We start from the raw sequence: 19,671 nt of genomic DNA, 5'->3' as shown, positions 1-19,671 counted from the left end.
TCAGGGCGGTAACCCGGGTATGGGCGGAACCGGCGGTAACGGCGGTGCCGGCTCTGTCGCCGGTGGCAAGGGCGGCGTGGGCACTGTCATCGGCGGCGACGGCGGTGCGGGCGGCGAGGGATCCTGGGCGTCCTCATCGAGCGCGGCCGGCAACGGCGGTACCGGCGGCGCAGGTGGCACCGGCCCGACAGGCGGAACCGGCGGCAAAGGCGGTGCCGGCGGTATTAGCAACCCCTACGGTCCCGGTGGCATCGGGGGTGATGGCGGAGTTGGTGGGTTTGGCGACAACGTCGGCGGTGACGGCGGTGCCGGAGGTTCGGGAGGACAAGGCACCGCGACCGCCGACGGTGGTGCCGGCGGAAACGGCGGCATGGGCGGCGACGGGCTGACCGCCGGAACCGGCGGCGACGGTGGCTCTGGTGGTCGTGGCGGAAGTGAGCTCGCGCCCGGGACCACCGGCGGCAGGGGCGGCGCTGGAGGTGACGGCGGTACCGGCGGGATCGGCGAAAGCGGCGGTGGTGGCGGCGCCGGTGGCGTCGGCGGCATCGGTGGGACTGGCGGTGCGACCGGGGGCCTCGGCGGCGAGGGTGGTACCGGCGGCGTAGGCGGTCACGGACTAAACGGCGGTGACGGCGGCCTCGGTGGTACCGGCGGTCGTGGCGGCGGTGGCAGCGTTACAGCCGGCGACGGCGGTCTCGGCGGCGACGGCGGCAAGGGCGGCACCGGAGTCACAGGCGGCGATGGCGGCGACGGCGGAACCGGTGGTCCAGGCGGCGACAGCAATGTAGGGCAGCCGACCGGCCACGGTGGCAGCGGCGGCGACGGCGGCACGGGCGCCCCGGGTGGTGAAGGTCTCGGTACCGACGGCGCCACCGGAAGTGGCGGCGATGGCGGGACCGGCGGCTACGGCGGAACCCGCGGCGGCAGTCCCGGCGAACCGGGCAACGGTCCGGCCGGTGGCAGCGGCGGACCGGGCGGCGTTTCGCCCTAGTCGCCCTGGTTCACGGGTGCCAGCGGCTCGCGGTGTGCACGACGGTCCCGCCGGACTGCGTCGGGTACAGATGCCAGGTCTGCCAGCACCAGCCGGTGCCGTCGGGTGCGGCCGTCAATGCGGTTAGTGCGGCGTCGTCACCGGGGAACACCCCGCCCAGCCAGCCAGGTTCGCGTGCGCATCGTTCGCGCAGCAGCTTCGCGAGCGCTCTGAACGTGGCCTCGTCCCGTTCTTCGACCGTCGACTTGAGTTGGTAACCCGGTGCATGCGAGCGCTGCGGCAAGCTGTTGCCCGCGCTGCAGGAGATCTGTTCGGAGAAGCGGTGACCGCTGTGTTCGACGGCGACGACGTGGGAAGCACCCAGGACGCCGAGCAAGAGGGCGCCGCCAACCGGGTGTGTCAATCGGTAGGTGGCTAACGGTTTCGGTGCCGCGGCATTGAGCGCCAGCGTCAACCGGGAACCCGACACGTCGGCCGGCGCGACGGCGAGCTGATGGAGCGGCACCGGGCCTAACCTAATTCATCAGCGCGTGTCCTTGACCGATGATGTCAGACCCACCGGTTAGGCTATCGAACAGCTGTTCGGACGGGAGTGGGGAGCTGCGGTGCGGGTGATGGGTGTCGACCCCGGCTTGACCCGATGTGGACTGTCGCTGGTAGAAAGCGGGCGCGGGCGCCAGATCACCGCGCTGGACGTCGACGTGGTGCGCACCCCGCGGGATGAGCCGCTGCACCGGCGGTTGCTGGCCATCAGCGACGCTGTCGAGCACTGGCTGGACACCCACCACCCCGACGTGCTGGCCATCGAGCGGGTGTTCTCCCAGTTGAATGTCGCCACTGTGATGGGCACGGCGCAGGCCGGCGGCGTGATCGCGTTGGCGGCGGCCAAGCGCGATATCGACGTGCACTTCCACACGCCCAGTGAGGTCAAGGCCGCGGTCACCGGCAACGGCTCGGCCGACAAGGCGCAGGTCACCGCGATGGTCACCAGAATCCTTGCGCTGCAAGCCAAACCGACGCCGGCCGATGCGGCCGATGCGCTGGCGCTGGCCATCTGTCATTGCTGGCGGGCGCCGATGCTGGCCCGGATGGCCGCCGCAAACGCCCAAGCCGCCCAGCAACGGGACAAGTATCTAGCCAAGCTCAAGGCCGCCCGATGATCGCCTCGGTCCGTGGTGAGGTGCTGGATGTGGCGCTCGATCATGCGGTGATCGAGGCGGCGGGCGTCGGGTACCGGGTGAACGCGACGCCGGCGACGCTGGCCACCCTGCGCCAAGGCACCGAAGCGCGGTTGATCACCGCGATGATCGTGCGCGAGGACTCGATGACGCTTTACGGGTTCTGCGACGTCGACACCCGCGACCTGTTCCAGACCCTGCTCTCGGTATCGGGAGTCGGCCCGCGGCTGGCGATGGCGACTCTGGCCGTACACGACGCTGCCACGCTGCGCCAGGTGCTGGCCGACGGCGACGTCACCGCGCTCACCCGGGTACCGGGGATCGGCAAGCGCAGCGCCGAGCGGATGGTGCTGGAATTGCGCGACAAGGTCGGTCTGATCGCCGGGTCGGGGGCGTCGTCCCCAGTGAACGGTCACGCGGTGCGGGGCCCGGTGGTCGAAGCCCTGATTGGGCTCGGGTTTGCCGCCAAGCAGGCGGAGGACGCTACTGACAAGGTGCTGGCTGGCGACGGGGAAGCCACGACCTCGACGGCGCTGCGAGCCGCACTGTCGCTGCTGGGTAAGTCGAAATGACCGCGGAAGAGGAACGCGACGTCTCGCCGACGCTGGCGGTGGGCGAGGGCGACATCGACGGCAGCCTGCGACCCCGCTCGTTGCGGGAGTTCATCGGTCAGCCCAGGGTGCGCGAGCAGTTGCAGTTGGTGATCGAGGGCGCCAAGAACCGCGGCGGCACGCCCGACCACATCCTGTTGTCCGGGCCGCCGGGGTTGGGTAAGACGTCGCTGGCGATGATCATCGCCGCGGAGTTGGGTTCGGCGCTGCGGGTGACCTCGGGCCCGGCGCTGGAACGCGCCGGGGACCTTGCCGCGATGCTGTCCAACCTGGTCGAGCACGACGTGTTGTTCATCGACGAGATCCACCGCATCGCGCGCCCTGCCGAAGAGATGCTCTACCTGGCCATGGAGGACTTCCGGGTCGACGTGGTCGTCGGCAAAGGGCCGGGGGCGACGTCGATTCCGCTGGAGGTCGCACCGTTCACGCTGGTCGGCGCCACCACCCGATCCGGTGCGCTGACTGGCCCGCTGCGCGATCGGTTCGGGTTCACCGCGCACATGGACTTCTACGAACCGCCCGAATTGGAGCGGGTACTTGCCCGATCCGCCGGCATCCTGGGCATCGAGCTGGGCGGCGAGGCGGGAGCGGAGATCGCGCGCCGGTCCCGGGGGACACCGCGCATCGCCAACCGGTTGTTGCGCCGGGTTCGTGACTTCGCGGAGGTGCGGGCCGACGGTGTCATCACGCGTGACGTCGCCAAGTCGGCTTTGGAGGTCTACGACGTCGACGAGCTTGGCTTGGACCGGCTGGACCGAGCGGTGCTGTCCGCGCTGACCCGCAGCTTCGGAGGCGGTCCGGTGGGTGTGTCGACGCTGGCGGTGGCGGTCGGGGAGGAGGCTGCCACGGTGGAAGAAGTGTGCGAGCCTTTCCTGGTGCGCGCCGGAATGGTCGCGCGCACGCCGCGCGGCCGGGTGGCAACGGCGCTGGCCTGGACACATCTAGGGATGACGCCGCCGGTCGGAGTCGCGCAACCGGGGCTGTTCGATTAGGAGGACGCGATGGTCACCGCCGGATTGGTATTCGCCGCACTCGCCGCGGTCCTGCACGTCTACATCTGGACGATGGAATCTTTGACGTGGACCTCCAAACGCACCCGCGCGACATTCGGCACCACGCCGGAAGAGGCTGAGACGACCAAACTTTTGGCGTTCAACCAGGGGTTCTACAACTTGTTTCTGGCGGTTGTGTCCGGGATCGGTATTGCTGCGCTGTGCATGGGCCACCGTGACATCGGCGCCGCGCTGGTGTTCGCCGGTGTGGGGTCGATGGCCGCCGCCGCGGTGGTGCTACTGATCTCGGCGCGCGACAAGGCGCGAGCCGCGGTCACGCAGGGTGTCTTCCCGGCGTTGGCGCTCGTATTTCTGGTGATCGGCTTGATGGGCTAGGCACGCGCAGTCGCTCGTAGGTGGTCACGGCGCGCCTGTGTGGCGCAGTGCGTGACATTCGCTGCGGAGTCTGGCTCGACCAGACGAGTACAAGCGGCATCGCCGGGGTACCCAAACCGGTACCTGATAAGGAGATGAGCTGCTATGAAACACATCGAGGACGACCGCCCGGCGCGTGGACGGATTCCACGCTCACGCGGCGCAGTGACCGGACTGCTCCTGGTGATCTTGGGACTCTGGGGCGCGCTGATCCCGTTTATCGGCCCCAACTTCGACTTCGCTTACACCCCCGGACAGGCGTGGACCGCGGCGCGCGGCTGGCTGGAAGTGCTGCCCGGGGTGGCCACCGTGCTGGGTGGGCTGCTGCTGATCGCCTCCCGCAGTCGCGCCAGCGCGATGCTGGGTGGTTGGCTGGCGGCCTTTGGCGGCGCCTGGTTCGTGGTGGGTCGTGCCTTCGCGACATTGCTGGGTCTCGGCTCGGTTGGTGACCCGGTCGCCGCGACCGAACGCAAGCGTGCGGTGCTCGAGGTCGCGTACTTCTCCGGCTTGGGCGTGCTGATCGCCTTCTTGGCCGGCGTCGCGGTGGCTCGGCTCGCAGTCCGGTTGGCCCGCGATGTCCAGCCCGCGACGTACCCGGTGGAAACGGCGCCGTCGCAGCAGTACACCGACGTGATCGAGCCCGACCGCGACCGGGCGACGGATGTCCCGACCACGCCACGCGAGCGCGAGCACGTCGAGCAGGCCGAGGAGAAGGAACCGCGGCGCGGCTTGTTCCGGCGGCACCGCACACCGGTAGCGCACTGATCCTTCGACATAAGGCCGGTCGCCCTGCGCGGGCGACCGGCCTTATGCGGTAGTGGTTTCCTAACCCGATTGGCCGGTGCCGCCCCACGTTTGGGTGCTGCCCGTGAAGCTCCTCCCGCCCGTGCCTCCTGCACCGGCCGCGTCACCGCCCGAACCGCCGTTGGATCCAAAGAACCCCAGGAAGGGGCCATTCCCGCCGTCGCCGCCGTCGGCGCCGCTATCGCCGTTAGTGCCACCGAGGCTCTCCGGGACGCCATTGACAAGGGTCGCGCCACCGCCGCCGCCACCGCCGCCGCCAACTCCGGTGGCAGCCCCCGAATCGCCGATGCCGCCGGCGCCGGGGGGGCCTGACTTGCCGAGCGCTGCGGCCTGACCGCCGACGCCGCCGTTACCGGCGGTGCCACCAACGCCGCCTGCGGCGCCTCCGCCGCCTCCGCCGCCGCCGAACGCGCCGATCCCAACAGCAGCGCCGCCGCCGCCGCCGTTGCCACCGACCGCAGCAGTGGCGTCCAGCGTGGCGTCCCCACCTCTGCCGCCGGTGCCACCATTGCCGACGCCACCGCCGTCACCACCGGTCCCGCCTGTTCCCCCGACGCCTCCGGGGGTGTCGACGGCCGCACCCGCACCACCGGTGCCGCCGTTGCCGCCGCTGGTGGCCTGACTGCCGATGTCACCGAAATCGCCGTTGGTGGAACCGAACCCGCCGATCCCGCCCGCCGCGCCGGACCCGGCGCTTCCAGAGGCACCGTCACCGATCAATGCACGTCCCCACAACGCCGTGGTGGGGGCATTGATCACCCCTAACACCAACTGCTCCACACTGGCCGTTTCGGCCGCGCCATACGCACTCGCACCGCCCGTGAGCGTGCGCACGAACTGCTGATGAAACACCCCCACCCGCGCGCTGAGCGACTGGTAGTCCTGCCCGTGCGCAGAGAACAGCGCCGCAATCGCCGCCGAGACCTCATCACCGGCCGCACTCACCACCGCCGTGGTCGCCCCCATCGCGACCTGACTCGCACTCGTGAGCGCGGATTCAATCCCCGCCATGTCCACGGCAGCCACAGTCAACAGGTCCGGAGAAACAAGAATGAACGACATCAGAATTGCCCGCCTTATGAACACGGGTCGACAAGGGTGCCCTGTCAACCCTGGTGCCAGAACTTATCGAAGCTGTTTCACGTTGAAACTGATCCGGAAAATTTACCGCAAACGTCAATATGCGAAAGCCGGAACAGGCTATCTAGCCCGGAGTTCTCCGCACACGCGCCGTTCCAAGCCGGAGTCGGCGGCGCGAGGACGACCTGCTAGTCCGCGCCGAGGCAAGAAGGAAGGAGCCATTAACCGGGATCGGTGTCACCGGGTGACGATGACACCCATTCGTCCGAAATGCCTCTGGCCCAGGGAATTTCAATTCGACCGTCCACCTGCGGCGGCACCCTGGATGTGGCAGAGTTCTATAGGCTGTCGACAGTGGCAATGGGTTCTGGGCTCAGGCGGTTCCCATCTCCATTCGCGCCTTGAATTCGGGATTTCGGTGGGCCCAGTCCTTGCTCACCATCACCGGCTTCGCACCACTGGCAATCACGATCTGGCGGTCGCGGTATCCGGGTCCGGCGAGTTCAGCTGCCTCGACAAGGCGTCTGCGCGAATTGTCGTGCAGGGACTCGACGTAACCAAGCTCCTCAGAAATCTTCTCGGCCAGCCCGTCTGCGCCGCTCGGGTTCATGTAAATGCGCACAGCGCAAGCTCCCAGCATTCCGTCCGCGTTGCGGTACGCCGTCTGCAACTGCCCGACGCTCTGGGCGAACATCCACAATCGCAACCCATACTTGCGACCGATGTTCAGCGCTTCGTCCACGGGCGGCATGTTCCGCAGCCGGGGCAGTTCGTCGAGCATGAACAGAATGGGCGCCGAACCCCTTGGCGGGACATCGCCACCGGTGAGCATCCGAATGTGCTGCCCAATGAACACCCGCAGTAGCGACAGGTAGGACTCGACCTCGTTGGGCTTGATGTAGATGTAGATCGTCGGATTGCTCCCGTTGCGCAGGTCGTAAGGACTCCAGTCCGACATCGACGTGGCTCGGGCAATACGCTCGCCCGCCCAGGCGCTCAGGCTCGAGCGGGCGGTCTGCAGGACGCTGCTCAAGGTTTTCTCGTTCATGGTGGACAGCGACGTGGCGTGCTGGGTCATGACTCGCACGTTGGTGGAAAGGCGCAGTCCGCGGATCATGTTGTCCCACGGCTTACCGCCGTAGAGAACGTCGAGCACGGCGTGCATCGGTCGCTGGTCAGGCGGGTTGGCGTTGCAGACGTAGGCGATGACGGCGGTCAGCACCGTGCGGGCCTCGTTATCCCAGAAAGGATCGCTGGACATGGTCGGCACGATCATCATCTCCGCCAGCAACCGCGAGTCCTCCCAGATGAAGTCGGGGTCGCTGTTGACGAAGGTCAGCGGGTTGTACTTGTGACTGTCCGCCGGCTCGAGCGGGCTGAACTTGTAGACCGGGCCCACATTCTGGGCCCGCCACGCGGCCGTGTTCTCGTAGAGGTCGCCGGATATATCCAGCACGACGGCCGGGCCCGCCCAGGTGAGCAGATTGGGAAACACGTTGCACTGGGTTTTGCCGGAGCCCGGAGGCGCGATCGTCACGATCGACCCTTCACCGGAATAAGTCAGTGGGGTCCCGTCCTTGAACGAGCCGATCCGAACGGCGTACTCACTCACCGGGGCAAACGGAGAACTCGCTAATTGCGAAGGCTTCAGCCAAGCCCCGCTCCCCGCGGGAGCGACTTCGTCGGCGAATTCCTGCAGCATCGCCCGAAAATCCGGCGGTAACTGTGGTTGCTCAAGAAACTTTCGGACATGCTGCTGCATGGAACTAATGGTCTGATCGACACTGGGAAGTAGGCGCCGAACGGCATCGCTGGCCTCCTCACCGTGACGCAGGCCAAGGTATTGGGTCTTACCCTCGATCGTTCCTTTGCCGCCACCGTAGATCAGCGCGACCCGCCAGTCGCGGTACATTTCCACGGATCCGTTGTAGGCGCTGTTGAGAAGTTCGGCGAGCTTCAAATAGGACCGTTCTCTTAGGTCCATACTGGATAGATTTCTCGTCACGGTGTAAAAGACGTATCCTCTGTCCTCCCTGGCATCCGGGCCGACCGGAACGAAGAACATCGTTTGCTGCTGAATTTTGTGATAACTAGAGAAAGTGTGGAAATCGGTCGCCCAGAGTGTGGCCGTCCGCTCCTCGAATAATGCATTGATGCGACCGATGCGATACGCATGGTCTGGACCCAGCCAGGCCAGCCACTTCTGCATGAATTCGGCTTCAATGTGCCGCATTTGTGGCTCGGTAAGGAACTGATACACCACTGCGGTGCCCCTCTTATCGTGTGTCCCCAGCGGAGGCGAATGCTACCGCCGCTTGCCCGGTAAGTTTCTCATCTCTCCATCGCGTCACGCGCAGCCTGCGCCCTCCGCAATTCTTCAAGCCGGATTTGTTGCAACCTGATTTCCTCAAGCCTGAGCCGCTCCTGCTCCTGCTCCTGCCTGGCTTGCTCCTGCAGCATTTGGTCGCGAAGTTGTTCTTGCTGAAGTTGCGCCTCCTGCTGGCGTTCCTCCTCTAGATGTTGGTCCTGTTCTTGTTCTTGGCGCTGTTCCTCCTGCATTTCCTCCTGGCGGATCTCTTCCTCCCGGGTCTCGTCCTGGCTAGTTTGCTCCTGCTCGCGTTGCTGTTCCTGCACCTCTGCCCGCTGGAGCTGTTGGTCGTCTTGCAGCCGCTGCAACTCGGCGGCCTGTTGGTCGGCAAGGTCTTGCTGTTCCGCCAGGGCGGTTTCGTTGAACCTGTCGAGCTGCTGCTGCAGTTCATCCGGCGAATCCGCGTACTGCTCGATGATGTTATTTCGGTACTTCTCGATGTCATTTGCGAGTTCGGCCTGACTGAGATCGTGTTCGGCCTGCAGCTTAATAATGGCGGCTATCTCAGCCTCGACTTGCCGTCCGCCGATCTCGGTGTTTTCCAACTCGTCGGTCGTTTTACCGGGATCATCTCCGCTTTCTCCCAACTCAAACTGCTCGAGAGCTTCTGCGGCGATTTCGGCCATCTCCTGTGCGACGTCCTCCGGGCCGATATCCTCAAATCCTCCTGTCATGTCAGCGCGGCCGGCTTGCTCCATCGCGTCACTGAGTTCAGTTGGTATTTCTATCTCGCATAGCTTCTCCGCAAGGTCGAGATACGGCCCTAGAGTCTTAGCCCAGGAGACTCCTTTTATAACCGCTTCGACGACGACCGGGTTCTCCATGCAATGAACGGTGAACCAAGCGGCGACTCGGTGGTAGCTATCCATTGCTCATGTGCTCTCTGATTGGCCGGGATAATCGAGATAGAGAAGCCTGCTCGCCATCAGTCCGTGAACAAGTTGCGTGACGACGTTCTCCGCGCTGTCGATGGAAATTCCGCCGGCACGGTCCACGACGCGTTCTACAATTTCCCGCAGCGACCGGGTGCCATCGAATTCCCACCAGAACATGACGCCAACGATGTCCAGAGAAACGGGCTCGGAAAGGGACAATGCAGAGTTTTGGAGTTGAAATTCGGCCGGATCTTCTCCAGAGTTGCCCAGTCCGACGCCCAGTGGCACCGGACGAATCCGCTCCGCAAGAGCGTCCATTGGTTTTCCGGGATCGATCGTAGCCAGCAGTTCTAACTTTTCGAGCCGGGCGATCGCTTGTTCCAATTCACCCCATTTTCGGCTCGTTGCAAATTCGGTTGCGGCGCCAACCGTCATCGGCGTCAACAGGATCGTCCATATTCCGTAGTCGGCCTTATCGAGGGAGACAATTTCACCGCCACGCCGGATAGCCCCAGCTGTCTCTGAACTCGCTGGATCTGTGATCACGCCCTGCGGGATTCCGAGAGCGACGTACGACGGACCAGGGCTTACGTGATGTTGACTCATCCGGCTCAACCTCCCAGGACCCCGCCGCGAGCCAGGGCCAATGGGATCATATGCCCGCCACCTAGCAGGCTGGCTAGATTCAAATTGGTTGAACGTCGGCGCCCTTGGGCTGAAAATGCGTTTCGCTATTGCGAACCTTTAAGTGCCGAGGTCATTCCTGCGTAACCTCCGCCGCCTACCAAGCTTGCGCAGGACCACCGGCGGTTCTTTCGCCGCGCGTCCGGTACCGCGACGCTTGTTCGGCTTGCACATCGCGCAGCCGCGCCAAGATCGAGAAGGATGATGGCCGGGCACCTCAAGACTCCTTCGTAAAGCCGAATACAAGCTTCAGGTTAGTCATCGAGTCCGCCGCAAGACCAGCGCGGAAGCATTTGACTGCCGGACCGCGGCGCGGACGGGTTCGCAACCATCTCGCGCGGCGCGCCGAGGACGACTCGGCCTCTAAACGGTTACTACGGTCGTTACATTCGGCCACTACCGGCTTTGCCCGGGTAAATTCTGCCGAAATGGTTAAGGCAGTTACAGCTGGGATTTCGCCGTTGCGCCGGCTGATTTACCTATCGGCGGCGACGTTGCTCGCATTGGTGGGCAGCTTGACCAACAGTTCAGCGACATCGTCCGCGTGGTCGCGTCAGGGCCAACCGATCGAGTACCTGCTGGTCCCGTCCCCGTCGATGAACCGGCAGATCAAGGTGGAGTACCAGGCGGGCGGATCGCGCGCGGTGTATCTCCTCGACGGGATGCTTGCGCGCGACGACTTCAACGGCTGGGACATCCACCTTCCGGTGTTCGACTGGTTCGCCCAGTCCGGCCTGTCGGTGGTCTTGCCGGTGGGCGGGCAGGCAAGTTTCTACTCCAACTGGTACCGGCCGGCCGTCGGCAGGAGCGGCACCTCGACCTACAAGTGGGAGACGTTCCTCACCGAGGAACTACCGGCTTGGTTGGCGGCGAACAAGGGGATCAGCGCGTCGGGCAACGCCGTGGTGGGTGCCTCGATGGCCGGTTCGGCCGCGCTGATCTTGGCCGCCAACCATCCGCAGAACTTCGTCTACGCGGCTTCCATGTCCGGCTTCCTCAACCTCTCGGCCGGCAATTGGCCGTCCCTGGTCAGCGCCGCGCAATTGGGCGCCGGTGGCTATCGCTCCGATGCGATGTGGGGGCCACCCGGCGACCCGGCGTGGGCGGCCAACGACCCGACGGTCAACGTGCCGAAGCTGGTGGCCAACAACACCCGCATCTGGGTGTACACCGGCAACGGCGGCGACTCGGACCTGGGCACCAAGCTCGATGCCAGTCTGTTGGAAAGCGCCACGCGCATCAGCAACAAGGTTTTCCAGGCCAGATACAAGCTCAAGGGCGGGCACAACGGCGTCTTCAACTTCCCGGCCAACGGCACTCACACCTGGACCTACTGGGGTCAGCAGTTGCAGGCGATGCTGCCGGATCTGCAGCAGGTGCTGGGCGCCACGGGCCAATCCTGAGCGCCGGACAGCGAAGTGCCACCTGTCGCGGTGAAAACTAGCGCCTGACCACCCGGCCCGTCCCGCACTAGGGTCGAACTATGACCTCGGAGCTATCAGACATCACCGCCACCGCGGCCTGGAAAGCGCTGCAGGCCCACCACAATCAGATCGGCGAAACGCACCTTCGTGCGCTTTTCGACGAGGACCCAGACCGCGGCCGCGAGCTGACCATCAGCGTCGGAGACCTCTACATCGACTACAGCAAGCACCGCATCACCCGCGAGACGGTGCGACTGCTGACCGACCTGGCCCGGGCGGCCAAGCTGGAAGAGCACCGCGATGCGATGTTCGCCGGCGCGCACATCAATACCTCTGAAGACCGCGCCGTGCTACACACCGCGCTGCGCCTGCCCCGCGACGCCGACCTGATTGTCGACGAACAGAACGTCGTCCGGGATGTGCACGAGGTGCTGGACGCCATGGGTGACTTCACCGATCGGCTGCGCAACGGCGACTGGAAAGGTGCGACCGGTGAGCGAATCCGCACGGTCGTCAACATCGGTATCGGTGGATCCGATCTGGGCCCGGTGATGGTGTACCAGGCCCTGCGCCACTACGCCGACGCGGGGATCTCGGCGCGGTTCGTCTCCAACGTGGATCCGGCCGACCTGGTTGCGACCTTGGCCGATTTAGAGCCCGCCACAACGCTTTTCATCGTCGCATCCAAGACGTTCTCCACACTGGAGACATTGACGAACGCAACAGCAGCGCGGCGCTGGCTCACCGCGGCACTCGGCGATACCGCCGTGTCGAAGCATTTCGTCGCGGTGTCCACCAACAAGCGACTGGTTGACGAGTTCGGCATCAACACCGAAAACATGTTCGGCTTCTGGGATTGGGTCGGCGGACGGTACTCGGTGGACTCGGCGATCGGCCTGTCGGTCATGGCGGTCATCGGCCGAGAAGCCTTCGCCGACTTCCTGTCTGGCTTTCACATCGTCGACGAGCACTTCCGGACCTCTCCGCTAGAAGCCAATGCCCCTGCGCTGCTTGGCCTTATCGGACTGTGGTACTCCAACTTCTTTGGCGCGCAGTCGCGGGTGGTGTTGCCATACGCCGACGACCTGGCGCGGTTCGCGGCCTACCTGCAACAGCTGACCATGGAATCAAACGGCAAGTCGACTCGCGCCGACGGCAGTCCGGTGACCACCGACACCGGCGAAATATTTTGGGGCGAACCGGGAACCAACGGCCAGCACGCTTTCTATCAGCTGCTGCATCAAGGCACGCGGTTGATACCGGCCGATTTCATCGGCTTCAGCCAACCGCTCGACGACCTGCCGACCGCCGAGGGCGACGGCAGCATGCACGACCTGTTGATGAGCAATTTCTTCGCCCAGACCCAGGTGCTGGCGTTCGGCAAGACAGCCGAGGAGATCGCCGACGAAGACACGCCTCCAGACGTGGTGCCGCACAAGGTGATGCCCGGAAACCGGCCATCCACCTCGATTCTGGCCAACAGGTTAACGCCGTCGGTGCTGGGTCAACTGATCGCCCTCTACGAGCATCAGGTGTTCACCGAGGGCGTGGTCTGGGGTATCGACTCGTTCGACCAGTGGGGCGTGGAGTTAGGCAAGACGCAAGCCAAGGCATTGCTGCCGGTGATCACCAGTGACGGCTCACCGGAGCCGCAACCGGACAGTTCGACCGACGCCCTGGTGCGCCGCTACCGAACCGAGCGCGGCCGCACCAGTTAGAGAAGGTCCGCTCGGCACGCCTATCCTTTGAACACGATCTGCAAATGCTGGGGCCCGGATAAGCGGAGGGCCGGATGACGACCGTGTCGGGATGCCGGACGTGCGGCACCGCTCCGCTGGAGAATGCGCGGTTTTGCCACAGTTGCGGCGCACCCGTCAGCCCAGTCAGCGCTGCCCGCGCAGAATACAAGCAGGTCACCGTGCTGTTTGCCGACGTGGTTCACTCCATGGACATCGCGGCGGCGGTGGGTGCCGAGCGGTTGCGCGAGATCATGGCCGAACTCGTCGGACGTTGCGCCGCAGTGGTCCAGCGCTACGGCGGAACGGTCGACAAGTTCACCGGCGACGGGATCATGGCGGTGTTCGGTGCGCCGGTGGCGTTGGAGGACCATGCGGTTCGTGCCGGCCTGGCCGCCATGGATGTCCAGGATGCGGCAAAAGAGCTCGCCGCCTCCGTCCAGGACCGCGACGACGTGGACCTGCGACTGCGGGTTGGGCTGAACTCCGGTCAGGTGATTGCCGGTGAAATCGGCGCTGGTTCGTTGGGGTACACGGCCATTGGTGAGCAAGTGGGAATGGCCCAGCGCATGGAGTCGGTCGCTCCGGCCGGCGGTGTGATGCTCAGCGCGAGCACCGCTCATCTGGTCGAGCACTGTGCCGTCCTGGGTGCTTCGGAGTCCGTCCGCATCAAAGGCGCCCCCCAACCCGTCATCGCCTACCGACTGCTGGGGATGTCGGTGCAACACTGGCCGACAGGCCGGGCCGATACCGGACTGATCGGTCGGTCGCACGAATTGCAGTCCCTCAAAGCACTTTTGGAGACTTCGATCGCCGGTCATGCAGGCGTGGCGAGTGTTGTCGGACCGGCCGGCATCGGTAAGTCGCGCCTCGTTCGCGAGGTGGCGGCGCTCGCGCACAGCCGTGGCGTCGACGTCGTCACCACGTTCTGCGAGTCACACGCCCGTGATGTTCCGTTTCATGCGGTGGCACAGCTATTGGGCGCCCTCGCCGGGGTGGATCATCTCGACGACGCGGCCGCCAGAGCCAAGGTGCGGGCGCTCGTTCCCGATGTCGACGAAGACGACCTGATCCTGCTCTACGACGTGATCGGCGTTCGTGACCCGGATGTGGCACTGCCAAACATCGATCCCGACGCGCGGCGACGACGGTTCAGTTCGTTGATCACCACGCTGTCAATGGCGCGCGGACCGGCCCTCTACGTCATCGAAGACGCCCACTGGATCGACGAGGTCAGCGAATCGTTGTTGGCCGACTTGCTTACGCTCATTCCGAAAACATCGTCCACCGTGTTGATCACGTATCGAAGCGAGTATCGGGGGCTGCTGGCAGGTGGTTTCGACGACCTCTCGATTACCCTTGCACCCCTTGATGATTCGCAGGCAACCCAACTGTTGGGTGAACTATTGGGCACGGATCCTTCCGTCGCCGGCATCACCGCGCTCATCTGCGAACGCGCGTCCGGTAACCCGTTTTTCGCCGAGGAAATGGCGCGCGACCTAGCCGAAAGAGGGATGCTGCAGGGCAAGCCGGGCGACTACCAACTGCACCACAATCCGTCCGAAATCACGGTGCCGGGCACGCTACAGGCAACCATCGGCGCGCGCATCGACCGTCTGGGTCCAACGGCCAAACACACGTTGACCGCCGCCGCGGTCATCGGGGCGCGGTTCGGCACCGAAATGCTCAGTGCCCTGGTCGAGGACGCCGACTTACCCGCTCTGATCAAGGGTGAATTCATCGAAGCGCTGAGCCTGACGCAACGAGTCGAATACGCGTTCCGTCATCCACTGATCCGTGCGGTGGCATACGAATCACAGCTCAAATCCGACCGTGCGCGACTGCACCGGCGCATCGCCGAAGCGATCCAGCAGCGCGACCCCAGCGCCGCCGACGCCAACGCGGCGCTTATCGCCGAGCACTTGGAGGCCGCGGGCGACCTGAGCAACGCCTACACCTGGCATATGCGGGCAGGACAATGGTCGGATCACCGCGATATCCGCGCCGCACGGCTGAGCTGGGGTCGTGCCCGACATGTCGCCGACGCGCTGACGGCCGCCGATCCCAGCCACAGCGCGACGGGTATCGCGCCCCGCACGCTGTTGTGTGGCAGCGCCTGGCGCGTCAATGCGAGCATGTCAGAGGAGTTCGAGCAGCTGCAGAAACTATGCGCTCTTTGCGACGACGAAGCCTCACTGGTGATGGCCATGGCCGGGTTGGCGATGGACCACTTGATGCACGCCCGCGCCCGCGAGGCGTCGCGCTTGGTGTCGGAGTACATGAATCTCCTTGAATCGATTGGTGATCCGATTCTCACTGCGCGACTGACCCCCGCCGCGCTCTACATCAAATTCGAGACTGGTGAGATAATCGATGCGCTGCCCTGGGCTCAAGCGACGATCGACTTTCTCGAAAAGGACCCTGCGATAGCTACTTCCGGCATGGCTTCGGCGTTGGCGGCGGTGTTGGTGTCGCGTGGCCTCGGCCGCTTCAGCGCCGGCCTCGACGGGTGGCGCGCGGACTTCGACCGAGCGATCGACCTGTCCCGCGGCACCGGCCCGATGCAACGTGCGGCCGTGGTCGCCATCGCGTGCTCCTCGGCGATCTCGGCGGGGGTGCTTATCCCGGACGACGACCTGCTGGCCGAGGTCGAGGAGGCGCTGGCGATAGCCGAACGCTCGGCAGACGATATCGGGCTGGGCGGTTGTCGGTTCGCTCTCGGCGTCGCTCTGATGCATCGCGCCGAACCGGATTCTGAGCGCTGGGTGCAGCTATTGGCTCAGGTACGGGACATGTGCCTGCAACAGCGCTTCCTGATGACCACGGTTCCCGAAATCGACGTGTACCTCGCACTGCAGCTGGCCCAGCGCGGGGATCGCGCGGCCGCGATACCGCGGCTGCAAACGGCCGCAGATGAACTCAGCGACACTGGACATCCCGCTTTCCTGGTGGCTACCCGGGCGCTGGTGCAGGTCCTGCTGTCCCGCGCCACCGAGGCCGATGTGGCGCAAGCCCGCGCCGCGATTGACCGATTTGCCGCCTCGCGCGCGGGTGGCCAGACGCTCGGCGAGGTCTCGTTGTTGCATTTGCGCGCCCTGTTGGCCAGGGCTCTTGAAGATGAGACCGAGTATCGAAGCTATAGAGACCGGTACCGGGACGCGGCGAGAACGCTGGGTTTCCAAGGGCATATCGCGTGTGCCGAGGCGCTGCCATGACGGCGACTGCAGATTCGCGAGCCGAAAAGTCATCTCGCTCAGGTCTTCTCGGCGAGCCAGCGAGGGCCGAATGAGTGCGATAGCGGCATGCCCGGCGTGTGGCACCGAACTCCTCGAGCGGGCCCGGTTTTGCCACGGGTGCGGTTCGCCGGTCAGCGGCGCCCCTGGCTCGGCCCCTATCCGGGCCGAGTACAAGCAGGTCACGGTGTTGTTCGCCGACGTCGTTCACTCCATGGACATCGCGGCATCCGTTGGCGCCGAACGGCTTCGCGAGATCATGGCCGCACTGGCCGATCGTTGCGCGGCGGTGGTGCGGCGCTACGGCGGCACGGTGGACAAGTTCACCGGCGACGGGATCATGGCGGTATTCGGGGCCCCGGTCGCCTTGGAGGACCATGCTTTTCGTGCCTGTCTGGCGGGTTTGGACCTGCAGGAGGTAGCGGTTGGGTTGGCGCCGGAGTTCAAGCACCGCGACGCTATCGATCTGCAGCTGCGGGTGGGGCTCAACTCGGGTCAAGTCGTAGCCGGCGAGATCGGTTCAGGTGCTTTGGGTTACACGGCTGTCGGAGAGCAAGTGGGGATGGCTCAACGGATGGAGTCGGCCGCGCCGCCGGGCGGGGTAATGCTCAGCGAGTCCACGTCCAGACTGGTCGAACACGCGGTGGTGCTCGGTGACCCGGAACTTGTCCGCATCAAGGGTAGCGATCAACCGGTAGGAGCCCGGCGGTTGCTAGCTGTGGCGGAACGGCAGCGGGCCGTCGCGTTAGAACCGAATCTCGTTGGCCGGCAGTCAGAAATGGCTGCCGCCGCCGCACTGCTGCAACGCGCGATCGACGGCAACGGTGGGGTGGTCACGCTGATGGGCCCCGCGGGCATCGGCAAGAGTCGTCTGGTGCGCGAAGTCTGTGCGATGGCCGACGCCCAGCGCATCGAGATCGTCTCGGCGTTCTGCGAATCGCACACCAACCAGATCCCGTTCTATGTCGTGGCGCGGTTGTTGCGCGCCGAAGCGCGTCTGACGGGCCTGGACGCGGACGCGGACCGCACCCGGCTGCGCGACCGCTACGCCAGTGCCGATATCGATGCCGACACCGAAGACCTTGCGCTACTCGAAGACCTGTTGGGCATCCGGGATCACTCGAAATCGCTACCCGACATCGCCCCGGATGCGCGTCGTCGGCGATTGACGGCGCTGGTCAATGCCGCCTCCCGCGCGCGGGGAAGGCCGGTGGTCTGGGTGATCGAGGACGCGCACTGGATCGACGATGCCAGCGAATCGATGCTGGCCGAAATTCTTACGGTGATCCCGCAGGTGCCCTCACTGGTGCTGATCACCTTTCGTCCCGAGTATCGCGGCGAGCTGGCAGCTGTCACCGGTGCAAAGACGATTTCCCTTGGGCCGCTGGATGATACGGAGTCTTCGACGCTGATTGGCGAGCTGCTCGGTTCCGACCCCACCGTCGCCGCGCTGACCGGAGCAATCGGCGCTCGGGCGGCGGGCAATCCTTTCTTTGCCGAGGAGATGGTGCGAGATCTGGCCGAACGGGGTGTGCTTCGCGGTGACCGAGGGGCACACACCTGCGGCACCGACGTCGGCGACGTCACCGTGCCGGCCACACTTCAGGCCGCCATCGCCGCCCGCATCGACCGACTGGAACCGGGGGCGAAGCGCGCATTGTGCGCCGCGGCAGTGATCGGGTCACGCTTTGACGCCGATCTGCTGGCTGTACTGGGCGTCGAAGCGGTCCCGCGCAGCCTGCTCAACGCGGAGTTGATCGAACGGGTCGAGTCCGGTTCGGGAGCGCAGTACGCGTTCCATCACCCGCTGGTCCGCACGGTGGCTTACGAATCCCAGCTCAAAGCAGACCGCGCCGGGATGCACCGTCGCCTGGCCGCGGCGGTCGAGAGCTTGATGTCCGGACCGATCGGCGAGAACTCCGCATTGATCGCCGAGCATTGCGAAGCCGCCGGAGACGTGCGCGAAGCCTACGTCTGGCACCTACGCGCCGGCGAGTGGGCAACAGCGCGAGACAAGGCTGCGGCCTGTCGGAGTTGGGAACGTGCGCGCCGAATCGCCGACGCTCTGCCCAGCGACATCCCAGACCGTGACGCGATGCGTATCGCTCCACGTACTCTGCTGTGTGCCAACGGTTTCCGAGCCCATCTGGAAGTCGAGACCTGCTTCGAAGAGCTGCGGGAGTTGTGCTTGGCCACCGGGGACCAGACGTCGCTGGCTATCGGCATGGCGGGACTGGTGATGGAGCACTTCGTTTACGGTCGGGTACGCACGGCATCGCGACTGGCCTCTGAACACATAGAGCTGATCGAATCTATCGGCGATCCGACGCTGACGGTCGGACTGTCGCTGGGAGCGATCGCCACGAAGATCCAGTCCGCTGAGATGCGCACCGTGCTGGCCTGGTCGCAGAATGTCATCGAGTTGGCTCAGGGCGACCCGGCCCGCGGCAACGCCATTGTCGGTTCGCCGCTGGCGGTGGCCCTGGCAACTCGCGGCACCGCCCGATGGGCGTTGGGCCGGGCCGGGTGGCGCACTGATCTCGACGAGGCCATCGCAACGGCGCGCGGAACCGAACCGTGGTCGCATGCCATGGTCGTCACGTACAAGTACCTCGGCGCGATACCCAATGGAATCCTGCGAGCCGACGACGGTGCCCTGCAGGAAATCGACGAGGCGCTGCACATCGCCGAGCGCTCGAGTGACGACCGGGCGGTTGGCCTAGCCCGGCTGACCGCCGGTATCGCGTTGATACACAGGGATTCTCCGGCAGATCGCGACCGAGGTCTTAAGCTGCTGGCGGAAGTCCATGAGATGTGCTCGCACGACCAGTACTACCCCTCGGACCTACCCGTCGCCGACGTGTGGGCCGCATGGGAATCGGCCAAGCGCGGCGACCGCGAGGCCGCGCTACCGCGATTGCGTTCGGCAGTCGATGAGTTGTTTCGCGCCGGGCAGTTTGGGCATTGCGGTACGGCTACCGGCGCATTGGTGGAGACGGTCCTGGCCGCGCGGCCGGGACCGGCCAGCGAAGACGACATCGCCGAAGCGGTCGCCGCAATCGACAGATTGGCGGCCGCGCCGGGCGACCCGGGTCTGGTATCGCGAGAGGTCCACCTGCTGCGGTGGCGCGGACTGGTGGCACAGGCGCGCGGTGATGTTAGTGCGTACGTCGAGCTGCGGGATCGCTACCGCGACATGGCGACAGCACTGGGTTTCGAAGGCCACATCGCGTGGGCTGAGCTGATGCCGTGAGGGTGCC

General features: G+C 65.4%; 14 protein-coding genes and 1 pseudogene. 10 read left to right on the top strand and 5 right to left on the bottom strand.

Features of this window, described 5'->3' with window-relative positions:
- Nucleotides 1-991: pseudogene (locus tag A5634_RS29600) on the top strand (PGRS repeat-containing protein); the annotation flags it as partial.
- 10 nt (nt 992-1,001) lie between these two features.
- On the opposite strand, the gene A5634_RS18190 reads toward A5634_RS29600, so the two are convergent.
- Nucleotides 1,002-1,496, bottom strand: a complete 495-nt coding sequence (locus A5634_RS18190; protein WP_065145424.1) for a DUF2617 family protein — start codon at nt 1,494-1,496, stop codon at nt 1,002-1,004.
- Nucleotides 1,497-1,596: 100 nt separating this feature from the next.
- Between A5634_RS18190 and ruvC the strand changes: the two genes are divergently transcribed.
- The 5 genes from ruvC (at nt 1,597) to A5634_RS18165 (ending at nt 4,972) form a co-directional block, all read left to right on the top strand.
- The gene (gene ruvC / locus A5634_RS18185; protein ID WP_065145423.1) at nt 1,597-2,151 is read left to right on the top strand and encodes a crossover junction endodeoxyribonuclease RuvC; all 555 of its coding nucleotides are present in this window, start codon (nt 1,597-1,599) and stop codon (nt 2,149-2,151) included.
- Complete coding sequence (ruvA, locus tag A5634_RS18180; protein ID WP_065145422.1) at nt 2,148-2,741, top strand: Holliday junction branch migration protein RuvA; 594 nt, start codon at nt 2,148-2,150, stop codon at nt 2,739-2,741. The genes ruvC and ruvA overlap by 4 nt, the downstream gene beginning before the upstream one ends.
- A complete protein-coding gene (gene ruvB, locus A5634_RS18175) occupies nt 2,738-3,772 on the top strand; it encodes a Holliday junction branch migration DNA helicase RuvB (RefSeq protein ID WP_065145421.1) in 1,035 nt (344 codons plus the stop codon). The genes ruvA and ruvB overlap by 4 nt, the downstream gene beginning before the upstream one ends.
- A gap of 9 nt (nt 3,773-3,781) precedes the next feature.
- On the top strand, nt 3,782-4,168 hold the full coding sequence (locus A5634_RS18170; RefSeq protein ID WP_065145420.1) for a DUF1304 domain-containing protein: 387 nt from the start codon (nt 3,782-3,784) through the stop codon (nt 4,166-4,168).
- Between the two features lie 144 nt (nt 4,169-4,312).
- Nucleotides 4,313-4,972: a hypothetical protein gene (locus A5634_RS18165; RefSeq protein ID WP_065145419.1), complete on the top strand. Its 660-nt coding sequence runs from the start codon at nt 4,313-4,315 to the stop codon at nt 4,970-4,972.
- Nucleotides 4,973-5,032: 60 nt separating this feature from the next.
- Here A5634_RS18165 and A5634_RS29995 read toward each other — a convergent pair whose 3' ends face one another.
- The 4 genes from A5634_RS29995 to A5634_RS18145 form a co-directional block, all read right to left on the bottom strand.
- On the bottom strand, nt 5,033-6,073 hold the full coding sequence (locus A5634_RS29995; RefSeq protein WP_065145418.1) for a PE family protein: 1,041 nt from the start codon (nt 6,071-6,073) through the stop codon (nt 5,033-5,035).
- Between the two features lie 391 nt (nt 6,074-6,464).
- Nucleotides 6,465-8,324: a type IV secretory system conjugative DNA transfer family protein gene (locus A5634_RS18155; RefSeq protein ID WP_155769605.1), complete on the bottom strand. Its 1,860-nt coding sequence runs from the start codon at nt 8,322-8,324 to the stop codon at nt 6,465-6,467.
- A gap of 98 nt (nt 8,325-8,422) precedes the next feature.
- On the bottom strand, nt 8,423-9,283 hold the full coding sequence (locus A5634_RS18150; protein WP_155769604.1) for a hypothetical protein: 861 nt from the start codon (nt 9,281-9,283) through the stop codon (nt 8,423-8,425).
- 48 nt (nt 9,284-9,331) lie between these two features.
- On the bottom strand, nt 9,332-9,940 hold the full coding sequence (locus A5634_RS18145) for a hypothetical protein (protein WP_155769603.1): 609 nt from the start codon (nt 9,938-9,940) through the stop codon (nt 9,332-9,334).
- 506 nt (nt 9,941-10,446) lie between these two features.
- Between A5634_RS18145 and A5634_RS18140 the strand changes: the two genes are divergently transcribed.
- From A5634_RS18140 to A5634_RS18125, 4 genes are all read left to right on the top strand, one after another.
- On the top strand, nt 10,447-11,421 hold the full coding sequence (locus tag A5634_RS18140; RefSeq protein WP_065145414.1) for an esterase family protein: 975 nt from the start codon (nt 10,447-10,449) through the stop codon (nt 11,419-11,421).
- An 80-nt stretch (nt 11,422-11,501) separates the two neighbouring features.
- A complete protein-coding gene (gene pgi, locus A5634_RS18135; protein WP_065145413.1) occupies nt 11,502-13,160 on the top strand; it encodes a glucose-6-phosphate isomerase in 1,659 nt (552 codons plus the stop codon).
- A gap of 74 nt (nt 13,161-13,234) precedes the next feature.
- Nucleotides 13,235-16,393: an ATP-binding protein gene (locus tag A5634_RS18130; protein ID WP_065145412.1), complete on the top strand. Its 3,159-nt coding sequence runs from the start codon at nt 13,235-13,237 to the stop codon at nt 16,391-16,393.
- A 70-nt stretch (nt 16,394-16,463) separates the two neighbouring features.
- Nucleotides 16,464-19,664: an ATP-binding protein gene (locus tag A5634_RS18125; protein ID WP_065145411.1), complete on the top strand. Its 3,201-nt coding sequence runs from the start codon at nt 16,464-16,466 to the stop codon at nt 19,662-19,664.
- Nucleotides 19,665-19,671: the final 7 nt, after the last annotated feature.

It is taken from the genome of Mycobacterium asiaticum, from assembly GCF_001673365.1.
Classification (GTDB): Bacteria; Actinomycetota; Actinomycetes; order Mycobacteriales; family Mycobacteriaceae; genus Mycobacterium; species Mycobacterium asiaticum_A.
This window is presented reverse-complemented; position numbering and strand designations above follow the sequence as displayed.